Source organism: Pseudomonas mosselii, from assembly GCF_019823065.1.
Classification (GTDB): Bacteria; Pseudomonadota; Gammaproteobacteria; order Pseudomonadales; family Pseudomonadaceae; genus Aquipseudomonas; species Aquipseudomonas mosselii.
Map to the genome: position 1 here is coordinate 2,754,359 of NZ_CP081966.1, position 16,930 is coordinate 2,771,288.

Consider the following 16,930-nt stretch of genomic DNA (forward strand, 5'->3'; position numbering starts at 1 on the left):
AAAAATGAAACCGGTTTCATCCACAAGAACAAGGACCACACACATGCAAACGCCCATTGTCTCCATCAGCTTGTCGAGTTTCGGTGCCGATGTCGTGCGGCGCCTGGGCCAGGCCAGCTATCTGCCGCTGCTGGCCGCCGCCGGTGCGCGGCGGGTGGAATGGCGCGAGGAACTGTTCGATGCCGCGCCCGATGCCGCTACCCTGGCCAACCTGGCCGCCGAGCATGGCCTGCAGAGCCTTTACTCCACGCCACTGGAGCTATGGCGCGAGGATGGCAGTCTGGAGCCGGCCATCGCCCAACGTTTGCAACGGGCAAGCGAGATCGGCGCGGTGGCGCTTAAGGTATCGCTGGGGCATTACCAGACGGGTTGCGACCTGCAGGCCCTGGCGCCATTACTGGGGCACAAGACGGCGCTGTACGTGGAAAACGACCAGACGCCCTACGGCGGACGGCTGCAAACCCTGGAAAGATTCTTCCGCGAAGCGCAGGCGCAGGGCGTGGCGCCGGGCATGACCTTCGATATCGGCAACTGGTACTGGCACGACGAATCGCCGCTGCTGGCGGCGCAACTGCTGGGCCGCTGGGTGCGTTACGTACACTGCAAGGCTGTCGCCCGGCGAGCCGACGGGCGCCTGGTCGCGGTCGTGCCCCAGGCGCTCGACCTGGTGCAGTGGCGCGAACTGATGACGCATTTCGCCCCAGACCTGCCGCGGGCCATCGAGTACCCCCTGGCCGGCGACGACCTGTTGGCGCTGACCGCGCGGCAGGTCGCGCAACTGGCGCAGCTGGAAGGGCAGGTGTGCCATGGCTGAGCACGACGTCCTGTGTTTCGGTGAAACCATGGCCATGTTCGTGGCCGCGCAGCCTGGAGAGCTGGCCCAAGTCGAGGGGTTCGGCAAGCGCATCGCCGGTGCCGACAGCAACGTGGCCATCGGCCTGGCACGTCTGGGTCTGGGGGTGCGCTGGCTGAGCCGGGTCGGCAATGATTCGCTCGGTGCCTTCGTGCTCGACACCCTGCGCCAGGAAGGGCTGGACTGCTCGAGCGTCGAGATCGATGACGAGCACCCCACCGGGTTCCAGCTCAAGGAACGCTGCGACGATGGCAGCGATCCGAAAGTCGAGTATTTCCGCCGTGGCTCGGCGGCCAGCCGGCTGTCGCCTACCCAGCTGCAACCGGCGTTGCTGGAGGCCCGACACCTGCATGCCACCGGCATCCCGCCGGCCCTGTCCGGCAGCTGCCGCGCGCTCTGCCACCAGTTGTTGGACGACATGCGCGCCCATGGCCGCAGCATTTCCTTCGACCCCAACCTGCGCCCCTCGCTGTGGCCGGACCGCCAGACCATGGTGCGCGAGATAAATGCACTTGCGTTCAAGGCCGACTGGGTCCTGCCGGGGCTTGAGGAGGGGCGCCTGCTGAGCGGCCGCCAGTCGCCGCAGGGCATCGCCGAGTTCTACCTGGAGCAAGGCGTGCAATGCGTGGCCATCAAGCTCGGTGCCGAAGGTGCCTACTGGCGCGACGCCAAGGGTGAACATGGGGTGGTCCCGGGTTTTCCGGTGGCCCGGGTGGTCGACACCGTGGGCGCGGGCGACGCCTTCGCCGTTGGCGTGATCAGCGCCTTGCTCGAGGGCCTGCCGTTGCGCCGGGCCGTGGCCCGGGGCAATTGGTGCGGCAGCCGGGCGGTGCAGAGCCGAGGCGACATGGAAGGCCTGCCGCAACGCCACGAACTGGACCTGCACGAAAACGCTTCGATCCAACCACGCTGAATCGCCGGACCGTCCGGCACCTGATGTGACAAGAACAACAAGACCAGGAGAATTCCCCATGCAGCTTGATCGACTCGCTCCCAGACGCTGGTGGTACATCATGCCCATCGTCTTCATCACCTACAGCCTGGCCTACCTCGACCGGGCCAACTATGGCTTTGCCGCGGCCTCGGGCATGGCCGACGACCTGAAGATCACCCCGGCGCTGTCGTCGCTGCTCGGCGCGCTGTTCTTCCTTGGCTACTTCTTCTTCCAGGTGCCGGGCGCCCTTTACGCGCAAAAACGCAGCGTGAAGAAGCTGATCTTCGCCAGCCTGATCCTCTGGGGCGGCCTGGCGACCCTGACCGGCGTGGTCCACGACGTCTATTTGCTGATCGTCATCCGCTTCCTGCTGGGCGTGGTGGAGGCGGCGGTGATGCCGGCCATGCTCATTTACCTTTGCCACTGGTTCACCCGCGCCGAACGCTCGCGGGCCAACACTTTCCTGATCCTCGGCAACCCGGTGACCATCCTGTGGATGTCGGTGGTCTCGGGCTACCTGGTGCAGCAGTTCGACTGGCGTTGGATGTTCATCATCGAAGGCGCGCCGGCGATTCTCTGGGCCTTCATCTGGTGGCGCCTGGTGGATGACCGCCCGGAGCAGGCCAAGTGGCTGGACGCCCGCGAGAAGGCGGCGCTGCGCCAGGCGCTGGACGCCGAGCAGCAGGGCATCAAGCCGGTGAAGAACTACCGCGAGGCGTTTCGCTCGCCCACGGTGCTGATCCTGTCGCTGCAGTACTTCTGCTGGAGCATCGGCGTATACGGTTTCGTCCTCTGGCTGCCGTCGATCCTCAAGCAGGCGGCGGCGCTGGACATCGTCACCGCCGGCTGGCTGTCGGCGGTGCCGTACCTGGGGGCGGTGGTTGCCATGCTCGGTGTGTCCTGGGCCTCGGACCGCCTGCAGAAGCGCAAGCGCTTTGTCTGGCCGCCGCTGCTGATCGCCGCCCTGGCATTCTATGGCTCGTACAGCCTGGGCACTGAACATTTCTGGTGGTCCTACGCCTTGCTGGTGATCGCCGGGGCCTGCATGTATGCGCCGTACGGGCCGTTCTTCGCCATCGTGCCCGAGCTGCTGCCGGCCAACGTCGCCGGGGGCGCCATGGCGCTGATCAACAGCATGGGCGCGCTGGGCTCGTTTTCCGGTTCGTGGCTGGTGGGCTACCTCAATGGCGCCACCGGCGGCCCCGGCGCCTCCTACCTGTTCATGTGCGTGGCGCTGCTGCTGGCCGTGGCCCTGACCGCCGTTCTCAATCCCTTGCAACAGACACGCCGGCAAAGCCTGGCGCCCAGCCGATAGGTACCGTGCAATGAAGAAACGCATCGTCCTCTACAAACGCCTGTCCGACGCGCTCATGGCCCGTCTGCAGGCGCACGCCGAGGTCACCCTGGTCGAATCGCCCAGTGCTGACGGCCTCGCCCGGTTGCGTGCGGCGCTGCCGGGCGCCCACGGGCTGCTTGGCGCCAGTTTGCGCCTGGACGCCCCCTTGCTTGATCTGGCGCCGCAGCTGGAGGTGGTCTCCAGCGTCTCGGTCGGCGTCGACAACTACGACATCGACGCTTTCAATCAGCGCGGCGTGCTGCTGACCAACACCCCCGATGTGCTCACCGAAACTACCGCCGACACCGGCTTCGCCCTGATCCTGGCCTGTGCCCGGCGGGTCGTCGAACTCGACGGCTGGATCCGCGCCGGTCACTGGCAGGCGGGCATCGGGTCGGCGCAGTTCGGTTGCGACGTGCAGGGCAAGACCCTGGGCATCGTCGGCATGGGCCGCATCGGCGAAGCCCTGGCCCGCCGCGCGCATGCCGGTTTTGGCATGCGCGTGCTGTACCACACCCGCCAGCCGCGGCCCGAGGTGGAGGCGCGGTTCGCCGCCGCGCATCGCAGCCTGGAGGCATTGCTGGCCGAGTCCGATTTCGTCTGCCTGTGCCTGCCGTTGACCGCCGCGACCGAGAACCTGATTGGCGCGCCACAGCTGGCGCTGATGAAACCGTCGGCGATCCTGGTGAACATCTCCCGTGGCCGGGTGCTCGACGAGGCTGCGTTGCTCCAGGCCTTGGCCGAGCGACGCATTCGCGGCGCCGGCCTGGATGTGTTCGTGCGCGAACCGTTGCCGGCTGATTCACCGTTGCTGCAACTGGACAACCTGGTGGTGACGCCGCACATCGGCTCGGCCACCGAGGAGACCCGCGAGGCCATGGCCCGCTGCGCGGTGGACAACCTGCTGGCCGCCCTGGCCGGCGAGCGGCCGCAGAACCTGGTCAACCCGCTTGCCTGGTCGCGGCGAAACCCATGAGCGGGGCGAGCACTGCGCTCGCCCCGTTTTTGCCATAACAACAGCCCTTGCCCGATTCGATATCCCGGGGTCGCGCCGCGGCCCTTTTGGCAAAACAAGGCCGCTTAGCCGAGACAGCGCTGTCTCGATCTGCGGCCCTGGGAACTTCATCGGTGAAAAGGGCGACGATTTCCGTATGACCTGATCAACAGAGAGACATCCTCATGTCCAAGGACCAACCCGCCTCCGTGCAACCGGCGCGCCGGGCGTTCCTGCGCCAATCCCTGACCCTGATCCCGGTGGCGACCCTCGCCGGCACGGGACTGGGCGGCGCAGTGCTCGCCGACAGCGCCACCCCGGCACCCGTCGAACCGACCCGACCGGCCCCGGCGCGTGCCTACCGGCCGAGCTTCTTCACCCAGCAAGAGTGGGCCTTCGTCAGCGCCGCCGTGGCGGTGCTCATCCCCACCGACGCCCTTGGCCCCGGTGCGGCCGATGCCGGCGTGCCCGAGTTCATCGACCGTCAGCTCAACACCCGCTATGGCAGCGGCGGGCTGTGGTACATGCAGGGGCCATTCCGCCCCGACGCGCCCAGCGAATTGGGCTACCAGCTCAAGCTCAGCCCCCAGGAGATCTACCGGCTGGGCATCGCCGAAACCGACGCCTGGTGCCAGGCACAGTTCGGCAAGGCGTTCGCCCAGCTTGGCCCTGAACAACAGCAGCAGGTGCTCGAGGCCCTGGACGGCGGCAAGCCGGCCTTTGCCTCGGTGCCGGCGGCCACCTTCCTCGGCATGCTCTGGCTCAACACCCGCGAGGGCTTTTTCAGCGACCCCCTGCACGGCGGCAACCAGGGTCTGGCCGGCTGGAAGCTGGTCGGCTTCCCCGGCGCCCGCGCCGACTTCATGGACTGGGTGGAGCGCGACGAGCGCTATCCCTTCCCGTCAGTGTCCATCAGCGGCGAGCGAGGTTGAGCCATGAGCCAAGTGATGAAGAGCGTCGATGTTGTCATCGTCGGGTTCGGCTGGGCCGGGGCGATCATGGCCAAGGAACTGACCGAGGCCGGCCTGCAGGTGCTGGCGCTGGAGCGTGGTCCGGCCCGGGATACCTACCCGGACGGCGTCTATCCGCAGACCATGGACGAGTTGACCTACAATTCGCGCAAGAAGCTGTTCATGGACATCTCCCGTGAGACCGTGACCCTGCGCCACAGCGTCAACGACGTGGCCGTGCCGTACCGCCAGTTCGGCGCCTTCCTGCCCGGCACCGGCACCGGCGGAGCCGGGCTGCACTGGTCCGGCGTGCATTTTCGCGTCGACCCGGTGGAGCTGCGCCTGCGCAGCCACTATGAGGAGCGCTACGGCAAGCGGTTCATTCCCGAAGGAATGACCATCCAGGACTTCGGCGTGAGCTACGAAGAGCTGGAGCCGTACTTCGATTTTGCCGAGAAGGTGTTCGGGACCTCCGGCACCGCCTGGTCGATCAAAGGTCAGGTGGTGGGCCGCGACAAGGGTGGCAACCCGTTCGCCGCCGACCGCTCCAGCGATTTTCCGCTGGCAGCGCAGAAGAACACTGTGTCGGCGCAGTTGTTCGAGAAGGCCGCCCGCGAGATCGGCTACCACCCCTACAACCTGCCGTCGGCCAACACTTCCGGGCCGTACACCAACCCCTACGGCGCGCAGATGGGACCGTGCAACTTCTGCGGTTACTGCAGCGGCTATGCCTGCTACATGTACTCCAAGGCCTCGCCCAACGTGAACATCCTCCCGGCCCTGCGCCAGGTGCCGAACTTCGAGCTGCGCAACAACGCCCATGTGCTGCGGGTCAACCTGACCGCCGACAAGCGCCTGGCCACCGGTGTGACCTACGTCGACAGCCAGGGTCGCGAGGTGGAGCAACCCGCCGACCTGGTGATCCTCGGCGCGTTCCAGTACAACAACGTACGCCTGATGCTGCTCTCGGGCATCGGCAAACCCTATGATCCGGTGAGCAATGAGGGGGTGGTCGGGCGCAACTTCGCCTGCCAGAACATCTCCACCGTGACCGCGTTCTTCGACCGCGACAGCCACCACACCAACCCCTTCATCGGCGCCGGCGGCAACGGCGTGGCGGTGGATGACTACAACGCCGACAACTTTGACCATGGCCCGCACGGCTTCGTCGGCGGTTCTCCGTTCTGGGTCAACCAGGCCGGCGCCAAGCCGATCTCTGGCACCAAGGTGCCGCCGGGCACGCCGAAGTGGGGCAGTGCCTGGAAGGCCGCGGTGGCCGACAGCTACCGGCACATGCTGTCGATGGACGCCCATGGCGCGCACCAGTCCTACCGCGACAACTACCTTGACCTGGACCCGGTGTACAAGGATGCCTACGGCTTGCCTCTGCTGCGCATGACCTTCGACTGGAAGGACAACGACGTGAAGATGAACCGCTTCATGGTCGAACGCATGGGCAAGATCGCCGAGGCGATGGGGCCCAAGGCAATCAGCGCGGGCAAGAAAGCGTTCGGCCAGCACTTCGACGCCTCCACCTACCAGACCACCCACCTCAACGGTGGCGCGATCATGGGCACCGATCCCAAGACCAGCGCGCTCAATCGCTACCTGCAGTGCTGGGACGTGCACAACGTGTTCGTGCCCGGCGCCTCGGCCTTCCCCCAGGGCCTGGGCTACAACCCCACCGGCCTGGTGGCGGCGCTGACCTACTGGTCGGCGCGGGCGATCCGCGAGCGCTACCTGAAGAACCCCGGTCCATTGGTGCAGGCGTGAGGAAGGCCAATATGAAGACATTGTTCATCGCCATGCTGGGCCTGGGCGCCAGTACCTTGCTGCAGGCCGCCGACGCGGTGGACCCGGCGCAGGTCAGGCAAGGCGAATACCTGGCCCGCGCTGGCGACTGCGTGGCTTGCCACACCGCCAAGGGCGGCAAGCCGTTCGCCGGCGGGCTGCCCATGGAAACGCCCATCGGTACCCTGTACTCGACCAATATCACACCCCACGCCAGCGGTATTGGCCAGTACAGCTACGAGGACTTCGAACGCGCCGTGCGCCAGGGCATCGGCAAGGACGGCAGCACGCTGTACCCGGCCATGCCGTATCCGTCCTACGCCCGGGTTAGCGACCCGGACATGCAGGCGCTCTACGCCTACTTCATGCATGGCGTGCAGCCAGTGGAGCAGCAGAACAAGGGCAGCGACATCCCCTGGCCGCTGAGCATGCGCTGGCCGCTGGCGTTCTGGCGCGGGTTGTTCGCGCCGCCCGTCAAGCCGTTCGAAGCCGCTGGGCGCGATGCGGTGGTGGCGCGCGGCGCCTACCTGGTCGAAGGGCTGGGGCATTGTGGCGCGTGCCACACGCCGCGGGCGCTGACCATGCAGGAAAAAGCCCTGGATGCCGGTGACGGCGCGGCGTTCCTGGCCGGCAGCGCGCCCCTCGAGGGCTGGATCGCCAAGAGCCTGCGCGGTGACCACAAGGATGGCCTGGGCAGTTGGGACGAGGCGCAGATCGTCGCCTTCCTCAAGACCGGGCGCAACGAGCGCACCGCGGTGTTCGGCGGCATGAGCGATGTGGTCGAGCACAGCATGCAGTACATGAGCGACGCCGACCTGACCGCCATCGCACGCTACCTCAAGACCTTGCCGCCGGTGAACCCAGACGACAAACCGTTTCGCGAGGACCGTGCCGTCGCCCAGGCGCTGTGGCAGGGCAATGACGGCAAGACCGGCGCGGCGCGCTACGTCGACAACTGCGCCGCTTGCCACCGCACCGACGGCAAGGGCTACGCCCGGGTGTTCCCGGCGCTGGCCGGCAACCCGGTGGTGCAGGGCGAGGACGCCACCTCGCTGATCCATATCGTGCTCGAGGGCGCGACCTTGCCGGCCACTGCAACGGCGCCTTCTACCTTCAGCATGCCAGGCTTCGGCTGGCGGCTGTCGGACCAGCAGGTGGCCGATGTGGTCAACTTCATCCGCAGCAGCTGGGGCAACCAGGCGGCGGGGGTGAGTGCAGGGCAGGTGGCGCAGTTGCGCAAGGCGCCACCTGTGCCGCTCAAGGCGGAGTCGTTAGTGGGTGACACGACGGGCACCGTGGAGCCCTGATGGTCCGATGGGGGACGCCTGGCGTCCCCTTTGGTCTTGACTCATCGAGTTAGCGAGACGCTGGCGCACGACAATACCATCTCGAAATGACATTAACTAAGTCTCGCAAACTGGTTTAGTTAATCGATGTAAGCAATTGATCTATAAGTATTTATCTTTTTGCTACAGCATGCTGCACGCACTGCTCGTAGTACGTCTGCTTGATTGCCGTGGGCTTGAGCCGCGACCGGCTGTTATAGGTCTGCTCGGTAATGCCGAACGCCGTCATGCGCATCCATGGCTTGGCAAATTTGCGCACCTGCAGCTTCTTGCGCGTGGCGTAAAGGGTGACCCCGGATAGCTTGGCCTGCTGCGCCTCGGCGGCGATCTGCGCACCCCAGCCGCACACCTGGCGATCGTTCGGGCTCAATGCCCGGGCCTGGGCGCCGAAGGCGGCGGTGGCCAGCAGGCAGCCGGCCACGGTTGCTAGAATCACTCGCATGTTGCTGTCCTAAGCATCTGAAGGAAAACAAAGTTTGCCTACGCTCGCGACGCCTGGGGGCCAGCAGTTTGCCGTCAGGCGATGGCCATTTGCAGGCCGTCGTGCTGGCGCGTGCGCAGCGACTGGAGGGCCAGGGCCGCGATCCACAGCACGCCGACGCCGTAGTTCAGGCGCTGGTAGAGACCGAACAATTCACCGCTGTGCACAGACTTGGCCATCAATACGACAGTGAGCACCGCCAGCAGCGCGCTCAGCAGCGACCCCCAGGCCAGCCCCGGGGATCGGGCCAGACGCGTGCCCAGGCCGATCCACAGCATGCTGGCGAGGGTCAGCGAGAAGAACATCAGCAGGCCGCCGAGGTTATGCATCTGTTGCGAGACCGATGGCTGCAGCGGCGCGCAGCCCTGGTCACAGGCAAATCCGCCGGTCACCAGGCTGCCCAGGCCATGCAACAGCACCAGAAGGGCGCTCAGCCGCGCCAGTTTCGAGTGCCGCCAGCGCCGCGCCAGGCCCCAGGCAAACAGTGTGAACAACAGGGCCAGCGGGAAATTGTTGACCCACGGCGACAGCCCGTGGGTGGGGGCGCCGACCGCGCCGAGCTGGCTCATGGCTTGCTGCAGGTGGTCGTAGCCGGGGTAGGCCAGGGCCGTCAGGGTAACGCCCAGCAACAGCCAGAGGGGGATGAGCAAGCCGCTGGCGAGCAGCAGGCGATCGAACGTCTTCATACAGTGCCTTCCTTGGTGAATGCTGGGCGCAGCCTACCGCGTCGCCATGGCCATTCGCCAGTCTTAGCGGCCGTTGACCAGCATCACCAGCAGCACGCAGGCCAGCAGCGCCAGGTAGGTGCGGGCGTGCACGCTGTCGGAGATGCGCCCGAGCAGGGGCGCGGCCAGGTGCATGCCGAGCCAGGCGCCGACGGTCATCACCAGGGCCGCGCGCAGGTCGATGAGACCCAGCAGGCCCGGGCCCAGGTCGGGCTGGCCGGCCGGCAGCAGCGCATACACCAGCGTGGCCGCCAGGGACATGGGCAGTGACAGCGGGTTGGCCATGGCCGTGGCGGTGCGCATGCTGGCGCCGCGACGGCGCATCAACGGTACGGTCATCACGCTGCCGCCCACCCCGAGCAACGCCGCCAGTGCGCCTATGGGCACGCCGACCAGGGTGGCGCCGGCCCTGCCCAGTGGCGCCAGGTGATGTTCGCCAGCGTGTACGAAGCCTGGACGCAGCCAGGCGTCCAGCAAGCTCAGCGCCAGGTAGGTAATGAACAGCCAGCGCAACCAGGCGCTGGTCACGTACAGCGCCACCCAGGCCCCGAGCAGCGCGCCCAGGGCGATGGCCGGCGCCAGTGGCCGCACCAGGTCCCAGTGCAGGCTGCCCGCGCGGTGGTGGCGCCAGGTGGCCAGGGCACTGCTGAAGATCATCACCGTGGCCGAGGTGGCCACGGCGATCTGCATGGCGTGCTGGGCCACGGCCGTTCCCGCGCCATGGCTGGCCAGCAACAGGGCATAGAACAGTGGCACGGCGAAGAAGCCACCGCCGAAGCCGAACAGCAAGGTGGTGACGCCGGCGCACAGGCCGAACAGGCCAAGCAGGGGATAGAGCATGGGGTGGGCCTCGGAACAGGAGTGAGGCGGTCAGGGTAGGGATCAGCCACTTGGCTGGCTTGCGCAACCTGGCCAATAATCGTCGTGTTTCGGCCAGAGCCTCCTTTCATGCGCAATGTTCCCCTGTCCCAGGTCGATGCCATCCCCCGTGCAGTGCTGGCCATTGCCACCGACTATCCGCCCGACACCTTGCTGCCCAGGCATGTCCATCGCCGGGCGCAGTTCCTGTATGGCATGAGCGGACTGATGGAGGTGCTGACCGATGACGGCGCCTGGGTCATCCCGCCTGGCAGCGGGGTGTGGATTCCGCCCGGCAAGCCGCACCAGGTGCGCATGCGCGGGGTGAGTACCCGCAGCCTGTACATCGAGCCGACCGTGCTGCCCAGGCCGAGCAGCGTGTGTGAGGCACTGCGGGTCGGGCCGCTGCTGCACCAGCTGTTGCTGGCCAGCGCCGAGGTGCCGGCGCTGCATGACGAGGCGGGACGCGATGGCCTGCTGCTGCGTCTGGTTCTGCATGAGCTGGGCCAGGCCGAACCGCTGCCGCTATTCGCGCCGCTGCCAGCTGAGCCGCGCCTGGCGGCCCTGTGCCAGGCATTCCTGGCGCAGCCGTCGGTCCACACCCGTGGCGAAACCTGGGCAGCGCAACTCAACTGGAGCCCGCGTACCTTCAGCCGGCGTTTTCGCGAGCAGACCGGGCTGTCGTTTGGCCGGTGGCGCCAGCAGGCCTGTCTGATGGCTGCGGTGACGCGGCTTGCCACCGGCGAGGCGGTGACCACCATCGCCTTGGATCTGGGCTATGAAAGCCCCAGCGCGTTTTCCAGCTTGTACCGGCGAGTCATGGGCCAGCCGCCGTCGACGGCACGCCAGGGCCTATGAAAACCTCGTATGACTAGCGGGAAGGAAAAAAAGATCGCGGAGACAGGCACAAGCCCGCCGCCCGCTTCCACGGGAGGTGTTCTGGGACCAGCAGAGGGTGACCGGGGAAACGGGGGCGGTATTGCACCGCCCCGCGATCAAAGCTAACGAAGCTTCGGTGGGTCAGGCAGCCTGGTGGTGCTTGACCTGGGACTTGCGGACCTGGGCGCGGCAGGCGTCGCCGAAGGCCTGGAACATCTTGATCGAGTCGGGGTTCTTCGCCGCCTGCCACTCCGGGTGCCACTGCACCGCGAACAGGAAGGGCGAGAGGCTCGGGGCGTGGATCGCCTCGACCAGGCCGTCTTCGGCATGGGCGATCGGCTCGATGCCGGCACCCAGGTTGCGCAGGCCCTGCCCGTGCAGCGAGTTGACGCGGATCTCGTCAGTGCCGAGGGTCTCGCGCAGCCAGCTGCCTGGCTTGATCTTCACGCTGTGCACCGGGGCGTACTGGACGTCGACCGGATCATCCGGGTTTTCCCGGTGGTCGTTGAAGCCGGGTTCGGCATAGACCTTCTGGTAGATGTCGCCGCCCAGGGCCACGTTGATTTCCTGCATGCCGCGGCAGATGCCGAAGATCGGCAGGCCGCGCTTGATCGCCGCCTTGACCAGCGGCATGTCGAACAGGTCGCGGTCCTTGTCCTGGCCCTTGCCGGGGGTCTGGTTTTCCTGGCCGTAGAGGGTCGGGTCGATGTTGCTGCCGGCACCGGTCAGGTAGACGCCGTCGGCCATGTCCAGGTAGGTCTCGAGGTCTTCGACGCCGCAGCAGGTGGGCACCAGGACCGGGACGCAACCGGCGAACTCGACCAGCGGGGTGATGTATTTGTGGGTCATGACTTGATAGTCATGGCCTTTGCGCTCTTGGCTGCCCATGGTCATCAGGACGACGGGTTTGCGCAGGGAGGGTTGCTTGTTGCCAATGTTGCTGTTGGACATATGTCACCTTGAGACAGGTCATGCCTGTCGTTGTTGTGCAGGCGCACGGCCGGGGCCTTGAGTGCTGCCTGGAGCCCCGAGCACTGCCGGCTCGCCTCGCAGGCGATGTCGGTCGGGGCCTGACTCATAGCTTGCCAGAGCCGTTCGATATGTCAAACGAGTGGCGAGTTGTCCAGGCGCCGTTTTACGGGGGATTGGGGCCGCCGGGGCCTTTGGTGACAAGGGTTTGGCGGGGGTGTTGGTCAATAATATTTAACGACGCAGTTGGGTCTTTGCGTCGGTGCAATGATCGTCATTGGCAGGGGCGTCGGGGGGCTTGGCCTTGTGGCCGCATTTACCTCGAACTCTATGTATTTCCAGTGGGGTGAACTGTTTTTTGCGAAGGATGCAGACTCACAGTGGTCTTCTTAGGTGCGGGTTGTGATGGTTAGTTTCCATAGCGTTTATTGTTGATCAATAAATTTCTTGATCTTGATCTTGATCTTGATCTTGCTTCTAAGTGCGCGATAGTTCAGGCGCCGCCAATTGCGACTTCAGGAGGCCGAGCGGAGTTCTTGCGGAGGGAGGTGACGGGCATGGATGCCCGTCAAGCGCTGCGCCCCAGGATGGGGCGTTCAGCGCGGTCCTCCCGGGAGCAAGAACGGAGCGAGGGGACCCCGGAGCGAAGCGTAGGGGCCGGATGAATGGAGCGAACGGTTTTTGGTTCCTTTTTGCCACGACAAAAAGGAACTCGCCGTAAGGGCGAAAAGGTGACTATGCGTCACCATAGCAAATGAATGCGCATATAGATTTCAAAACAGACTATTTAATAGTCAAGGTCAAAGTCAAAGTCAAAGTCAAATGCGATCGGCGTGGGTTTTAACAGGTGTAAGCGCATTCATTTTCTATAATGACGCATAGTCACCTTTTCGCCCTTACGTCAAGTCACTTTTTGTCAAACGCCCGGAGCGCCGGCCGGACAAAAGTAACCAAAAAACGCTGCGCTCCATTCATCCGGCCCTACGCTTCGCTCCGGGTCCCCTCACTCCGGCCTTGCTCCCGGGAGGACCGCGCTGCAGGGCCCATCCTGGGCCCCAGCGCTTGACGGGCATCCATGCCCGTCACCTCCCTTCGCAAGGCCTGCGTTCGGCCTCCTGAAGTCGCGAAGGTACGGGCGGCGCCTGGGCTGGCGCAGCTGCCGCCAGCTGCCAGTGAGGTTGAACATGCGGATACCAAAATCAAGATCAAGATCTGCATCAGCATGAACGGCGACGCAGTCTTGCAAGAGGGTGCGGACAGGGTGGCGCTTATTGCGCCCAGAACCATGAACCGTTAATGCAGGATCTGCTTCAAGAACGCCTGTGCCCGCGCCGTTCTGGGCTGCCCGAAGAACACCTCCGGCGGGCTGTCCTCGATAATCTTCCCGCCCTCGAGGAACAACACCCGTTCAGCCACTTGCCGGGCGAAACCCATTTCGTGGGTGACGCAGAGCATGGTCATGCCGGTGCCGGCCAATTGCACCAGCACATCCAGTACCTCGGCCACCATCTCCGGGTCGAGCGCCGAGGTCGGCTCGTCGAACAGCATGATCCTCGGCTTCATGCACAGCGCCCGGGCGATCGCCACCCGCTGCTGCTGGCCGCCGGACAGCTGGCTGGGGTACTTGTGCGCCTGACTCTCGATGCCGACCTTGCTCAAGTACAGCCGCGCCCGCTCCTCGGCCTCCCGGCGCGACAGGCCACGCACGCTCATCGGCGCCAGCAGGCAGTTGTCGAGCACGCTCATGTGCGGGAACAGGTTGAAGTGCTGGAACACCATGCCGATCTCGCTGCGCACCTGGTCGGCCTGGCGGCCTTTGCTCGCCAGATCGGTGCCGGCCACGCGGATGCTGCCCTGCTGGGCGATCTCCAGGCGATTGATGCAGCGGATCAGCGTCGACTTGCCCGAGCCCGACGGGCCGCAGAGCACGATGCGTTCGCCCTCGCGCACCGACAGGTCGATGTCATGCAGCACATGGAAGGCGCCGTAGTGCTTGTTCAGGCCCTCGATGCGGATCAGCTCCGGGCGCGGATCGGGGGCAGGGTGCAGGCTGGCAAGGCTCAGGGGGGCGGTCATCTTGTTGTTCTCCCGCTCAAGGTTCAGTCGAAACGTGCGGCGCTGTAGGGCGCAGGGTCGGTGAAGGGGCGTTCGCCGGTCATCAGTTCCGCCAGCAGGCGGCCGCTGACCGGCCCCAGGGTCAGGCCGTGGTGGGCATGGCCGAAGTTGAACCACAGGTGCTTGTGCAGGGGCGCCGGGCCGATCACCGGGCGCATGTCCGGCAGGCAGGGGCGGCGGCCCAGCCAGGGCTTGTCGTCCAGGCGCTCACCCAGGGCCGGGAACAGCTGGCGTGCCAGGGCCTCGCAGCGGCGTAGCTGGATCTCGTTGGCGGCGGCGTCGCTCGCCGCGAATTCGATGCCGGTGGTCAGGCGCACGCCACGGGCCATCGGCGCCAGGACGTAACCGCCCTGGGTGTCGCAGATCGAATGACCCAGCTCGGCGCCGTCGCGGGTGGCGTAATGCATGTGGTAGCCGCGCTTGATGCCAAGTGGAAAGCGGTAGCCCAGCCGCTGGTAGAGGTCGGCCGACTGCGGGCCGAGACAGGCCACCACGTCGTCGGCGGTCACGCTGCCGCGACGCGTGTCCAACTGCCAGCCGTTCTCGACCTGGCGCAGGCTGCGCGCGTCGCCATGGAGGAACTGCCCGCCGCGCTGGACGAACAGCGCGGCGTAGCCACGGGTCAGGCCTCCCGGGTTGCTCACCGTCTTCGGGTCGAGCCAGTGGATGCCGCCGATCACGCCACCGTCCAGCTGCTGCTCGCGGGCCTGCAGTTGTTCGCGTTCGAGGATCTCGTACTGCAGGCCGTAACGGGCCAACCCCTTCAGATCGCCTTTGGCCTGTTCGAACAGCGCGGCATCACGGTACACCTCGATCCAGCCCTTGGCCTGTACCAGTCCTTGCAGGCCGGCGGCCTCGATCAGCGCATCGTGTTCCTCGACGCTGCGTTGCACCAGCGGCAGCATGTCGGCGGCGGCCTTGGCCAGTTGCCCAGGCGCGGACTGGCGCCAGTAGCTGAGCAGCCAGGGCGCGACCTTGGGCAGGTGGGTCAGGCTGTAGCGCACATCGGGCTGGCGGTTCAGGCCGTAGCGCAGCAAGGCACTCCACTGGCGCGGGAAGGCGTAGGGGATCACGCTGGAGCGCTCGATCAGCCCGGCGTTGCCATGGCTGGTGCCGCTGCCCGGTTCGTCACGGTCGACGAGGAGCACCTGGCGTCCGCGGGCCTGCAGGTGCAGGGCGGTGCTGACGCCGACGATGCCGGCGCCCAGGACGATGGTCTGGCAATGCATGGAAGGATTCCTTCAATCAGTTCAGGTGGCGGCCCAGGCGGGCCTCCAGGTGTTTCAGGGTGCGCCGGACCACCTCGACGATCAGCAGGTAGAGCACCGCCGCCCACAGGTAGATCTGGAAGTCGAAGCTGCGCGAGAAGGCCAGCTTGGTCACCCCCATCAGGTCGTAGATCGTCACCAGCGAGGCGATGGCGCTGGCCTTGATCATCATGATCAGCTCATTGCCCAATGGGCCGATGGCCACCAGCAGCGACTGCGGCAGCACCACCTTGAAGAAGGTGGTCGAGCGCTTGAGGTTCAGGGCCTTGGCGGCCTCGTACTGGCCTGGCGCGACGGCCATCAGGCTGGCGCGGAAGATTTCGGCCTGGTAGGCGGCGGTGTTGAGGGTGAAGGCGAGCAGTGCGCAGTACCAAGCCTCGCGGAAGAACCACCACAGCCCCAGGTCCTGCCAGAAGCCCTTGAGCGAGCCCAGGCCGTAGTACAGCAGGAACAGCTGGGCCAGCAGTGGCGAGCCGCGGAAGAAGTACACATAGCCGGCGGCCAAGCGTTGCAGCACGAGGTGCTGCGACATCCGCGCCAGGGCCAGGAGCATGCCCAGCAGCGCGCCGAGGGTGAACGAGATCGCCACCAGCTTGGCGGTGACCAGCAGGCCATCGACGAAGCGCGCGCCGTAGCGCTCCAGCAGGTCGGGATCGAGCACGTAGGCCAGCAGTTGCTCCGGGCTCATGGGCGGGCTCCTTGCAGATGGCGGTTGCTGCGCCGCTCCAGCAGGGCGAAGACCCTGCCCGACAGCGCCGAGAACAGCAGGTAGACCAGGCAGGCGACGCCGTAGAACAGCATCGGTTCCTTGGTCACGCTGACCGCCAGGTTGGTCTGGCGCATCAGGTCGATCAGCGAGATGGTCGAGACCAGCGAGGTGTCCTTGAGCAGGCTCAACCAGTTGTTCGACAGGCCCGGCAGGGCGATGCGGGTCAGTTGCGGCAGCACCACCTTGAAGAATCCGGTGCGCTTGCCCAGGCCCAGGGCCGCGCAGGCCTCCAGTTGGCCCTTGGGCAGGGTCTTGAAGGCCATCAGCCAGATTTCACTGGAGAACGCGGCGAACACCAGGCTGAAGGCAACCATGGCGGCGAGGAAGGTGTTGATCAGCACCTCGCCCTGGTAGCCCATCGCAGCGAGGATCTTCTGCGCGGCGATCTGGCAGCCGTAGTAGATGATCAGCAGGGTGAGCAGTTCCGGCAGGCCGCGGAACACAGTGGAAAAGGTGGTGGCCCAGGCCCGCGGCAGGCGTTTGCGCGAGCGCGCGGCCAGTGCTACCAGCAGGCCCAGCGGCAGGCCGATGGGCAGGCAGGCCAGGGCCAGCGATACGGTCACCAGCGCGCCGGCCAGCAGCGCCTGGCCCCAGCCACCGCTGGCGAAGGAGAGCAGGGAGAGTTGATCGAGCATGGATGCATCCTCGAGGTCGGCGGGTCG

General features: G+C 66.0%; 16 protein-coding genes. 8 read left to right on the plus strand and 8 right to left on the minus strand.

The annotated features are described in order from the left end of the window. Positions 1 to 43: 43 nt before the first annotated feature. The 7 genes from K5H97_RS12795 to K5H97_RS12825 all read left to right on the plus strand — a co-directional run bounded on the left by K5H97_RS12795 (position 44) and on the right by K5H97_RS12825 (position 8,165). Positions 44 to 814: a sugar phosphate isomerase/epimerase family protein gene (locus K5H97_RS12795; RefSeq protein WP_028692133.1), complete on the plus strand. Its 771-nt coding sequence runs from the start codon at positions 44 to 46 to the stop codon at positions 812 to 814. Then, positions 807 to 1,766, plus strand: coding sequence for a sugar kinase (locus tag K5H97_RS12800; protein WP_028692134.1), 960 nt, complete (start codon positions 807 to 809; stop codon positions 1,764 to 1,766). The genes K5H97_RS12795 and K5H97_RS12800 overlap by 8 nt, the downstream gene beginning before the upstream one ends. A 58-nt stretch (positions 1,767 to 1,824) precedes the next feature. Continuing rightward, positions 1,825 to 3,102, plus strand: coding sequence for an MFS transporter (locus K5H97_RS12805; protein ID WP_028692135.1), 1,278 nt, complete (start codon positions 1,825 to 1,827; stop codon positions 3,100 to 3,102). Between the two features lie 10 nt (positions 3,103 to 3,112). Further along, positions 3,113 to 4,099 (plus strand): 2-hydroxyacid dehydrogenase, encoded by a 987-nt coding sequence (locus tag K5H97_RS12810; RefSeq protein ID WP_028692136.1) that lies wholly within the window; start codon positions 3,113 to 3,115, stop codon positions 4,097 to 4,099. Between the two features lie 203 nt (positions 4,100 to 4,302). Beyond that, on the plus strand, positions 4,303 to 5,049 hold the full coding sequence (locus K5H97_RS12815) for a gluconate 2-dehydrogenase subunit 3 family protein (protein WP_028692137.1): 747 nt from the start codon (positions 4,303 to 4,305) through the stop codon (positions 5,047 to 5,049). 3 nt (positions 5,050 to 5,052) lie between these two features. Further along, the gene (locus K5H97_RS12820) at positions 5,053 to 6,840 is read left to right on the plus strand and encodes a GMC family oxidoreductase (protein WP_028692138.1); all 1,788 of its coding nucleotides are present in this window, start codon (positions 5,053 to 5,055) and stop codon (positions 6,838 to 6,840) included. Between the two features lie 11 nt (positions 6,841 to 6,851). Continuing rightward, entirely contained in the window at positions 6,852 to 8,165 is a 1,314-nt protein-coding gene (locus tag K5H97_RS12825) for a cytochrome c (protein WP_036986531.1), read from the plus strand. Between the two features lie 151 nt (positions 8,166 to 8,316). Here K5H97_RS12825 and K5H97_RS12830 read toward each other — a convergent pair whose 3' ends face one another. The 3 genes from K5H97_RS12830 to K5H97_RS12840 form a co-directional block, all read right to left on the minus strand. Further along, the gene (locus K5H97_RS12830; protein ID WP_028692139.1) at positions 8,317 to 8,646 is read right to left on the minus strand and encodes a hypothetical protein; all 330 of its coding nucleotides are present in this window, start codon (positions 8,644 to 8,646) and stop codon (positions 8,317 to 8,319) included. A gap of 74 nt (positions 8,647 to 8,720) precedes the next feature. Next, positions 8,721 to 9,371, minus strand: coding sequence for a DUF998 domain-containing protein (locus K5H97_RS12835; protein ID WP_028692140.1), 651 nt, complete (start codon positions 9,369 to 9,371; stop codon positions 8,721 to 8,723). A 63-nt stretch (positions 9,372 to 9,434) separates the two neighbouring features. Next, positions 9,435 to 10,250, minus strand: coding sequence for a sulfite exporter TauE/SafE family protein (locus K5H97_RS12840; RefSeq protein WP_028692141.1), 816 nt, complete (start codon positions 10,248 to 10,250; stop codon positions 9,435 to 9,437). Positions 10,251 to 10,358: 108 nt separating this feature from the next. Here K5H97_RS12840 and K5H97_RS12845 point away from each other — a divergent pair, with 108 nt between their 5' ends. Further along, positions 10,359 to 11,126: an AraC family transcriptional regulator gene (locus K5H97_RS12845; protein WP_028692142.1), complete on the plus strand. Its 768-nt coding sequence runs from the start codon at positions 10,359 to 10,361 to the stop codon at positions 11,124 to 11,126. A gap of 162 nt (positions 11,127 to 11,288) precedes the next feature. Here K5H97_RS12845 and K5H97_RS12850 read toward each other — a convergent pair whose 3' ends face one another. The 5 genes from K5H97_RS12850 to K5H97_RS12870 all read right to left on the minus strand — a co-directional run bounded on the left by K5H97_RS12850 (position 11,289) and on the right by K5H97_RS12870 (position 16,903). Then, entirely contained in the window at positions 11,289 to 12,098 is an 810-nt protein-coding gene (locus tag K5H97_RS12850; protein ID WP_028692143.1) for a gamma-glutamyl-gamma-aminobutyrate hydrolase family protein, read from the minus strand. A gap of 1,311 nt (positions 12,099 to 13,409) precedes the next feature. Next, on the minus strand, positions 13,410 to 14,192 hold the full coding sequence (locus K5H97_RS12855) for an amino acid ABC transporter ATP-binding protein (RefSeq protein WP_028692145.1): 783 nt from the start codon (positions 14,190 to 14,192) through the stop codon (positions 13,410 to 13,412). Between the two features lie 23 nt (positions 14,193 to 14,215). Then, complete coding sequence (locus K5H97_RS12860) at positions 14,216 to 15,460, minus strand: NAD(P)/FAD-dependent oxidoreductase (RefSeq protein ID WP_028692146.1); 1,245 nt, start codon at positions 15,458 to 15,460, stop codon at positions 14,216 to 14,218. Between the two features lie 16 nt (positions 15,461 to 15,476). After that, a complete protein-coding gene (locus K5H97_RS12865; RefSeq protein WP_028692147.1) occupies positions 15,477 to 16,187 on the minus strand; it encodes an ABC transporter permease in 711 nt (236 codons plus the stop codon). Then, positions 16,184 to 16,903, minus strand: coding sequence for an ABC transporter permease (locus tag K5H97_RS12870; RefSeq protein ID WP_028692148.1), 720 nt, complete (start codon positions 16,901 to 16,903; stop codon positions 16,184 to 16,186). Before K5H97_RS12870 ends, K5H97_RS12865 begins: the two co-directional genes overlap by 4 nt. Positions 16,904 to 16,930 lie beyond the last annotated feature (27 nt).

Coding starts and splice junctions, on each gene's coding strand:
- K5H97_RS12795 (WP_028692133.1), top strand. CDS start 44: ATGCAAACGCCCATTGTCTCCATCAGCTTGTCGAGTTTCGGTGCCGAT.
- K5H97_RS12800 (WP_028692134.1), top strand. CDS start 807: ATGGCTGAGCACGACGTCCTGTGTTTCGGTGAAACCATGGCCATGTTC.
- K5H97_RS12805 (WP_028692135.1), top strand. CDS start 1,825: ATGCAGCTTGATCGACTCGCTCCCAGACGCTGGTGGTACATCATGCCC.
- K5H97_RS12810 (WP_028692136.1), top strand. CDS start 3,113: ATGAAGAAACGCATCGTCCTCTACAAACGCCTGTCCGACGCGCTCATG.
- K5H97_RS12815 (WP_028692137.1), top strand. CDS start 4,303: ATGTCCAAGGACCAACCCGCCTCCGTGCAACCGGCGCGCCGGGCGTTC.
- K5H97_RS12820 (WP_028692138.1), top strand. CDS start 5,053: ATGAGCCAAGTGATGAAGAGCGTCGATGTTGTCATCGTCGGGTTCGGC.
- K5H97_RS12825 (WP_036986531.1), top strand. CDS start 6,852: ATGAAGACATTGTTCATCGCCATGCTGGGCCTGGGCGCCAGTACCTTG.
- K5H97_RS12830 (WP_028692139.1), bottom strand. CDS start 8,646: ATGCGAGTGATTCTAGCAACCGTGGCCGGCTGCCTGCTGGCCACCGCC.
- K5H97_RS12835 (WP_028692140.1), bottom strand. CDS start 9,371: ATGAAGACGTTCGATCGCCTGCTGCTCGCCAGCGGCTTGCTCATCCCC.
- K5H97_RS12840 (WP_028692141.1), bottom strand. CDS start 10,250: ATGCTCTATCCCCTGCTTGGCCTGTTCGGCCTGTGCGCCGGCGTCACC.
- K5H97_RS12845 (WP_028692142.1), top strand. CDS start 10,359: ATGCGCAATGTTCCCCTGTCCCAGGTCGATGCCATCCCCCGTGCAGTG.
- K5H97_RS12850 (WP_028692143.1), bottom strand. CDS start 12,098: ATGTCCAACAGCAACATTGGCAACAAGCAACCCTCCCTGCGCAAACCC.
- K5H97_RS12855 (WP_028692145.1), bottom strand. CDS start 14,192: ATGACCGCCCCCCTGAGCCTTGCCAGCCTGCACCCTGCCCCCGATCCG.
- K5H97_RS12860 (WP_028692146.1), bottom strand. CDS start 15,460: ATGCATTGCCAGACCATCGTCCTGGGCGCCGGCATCGTCGGCGTCAGC.
- K5H97_RS12865 (WP_028692147.1), bottom strand. CDS start 16,187: ATGAGCCCGGAGCAACTGCTGGCCTACGTGCTCGATCCCGACCTGCTG.
- K5H97_RS12870 (WP_028692148.1), bottom strand. CDS start 16,903: ATGCTCGATCAACTCTCCCTGCTCTCCTTCGCCAGCGGTGGCTGGGGC.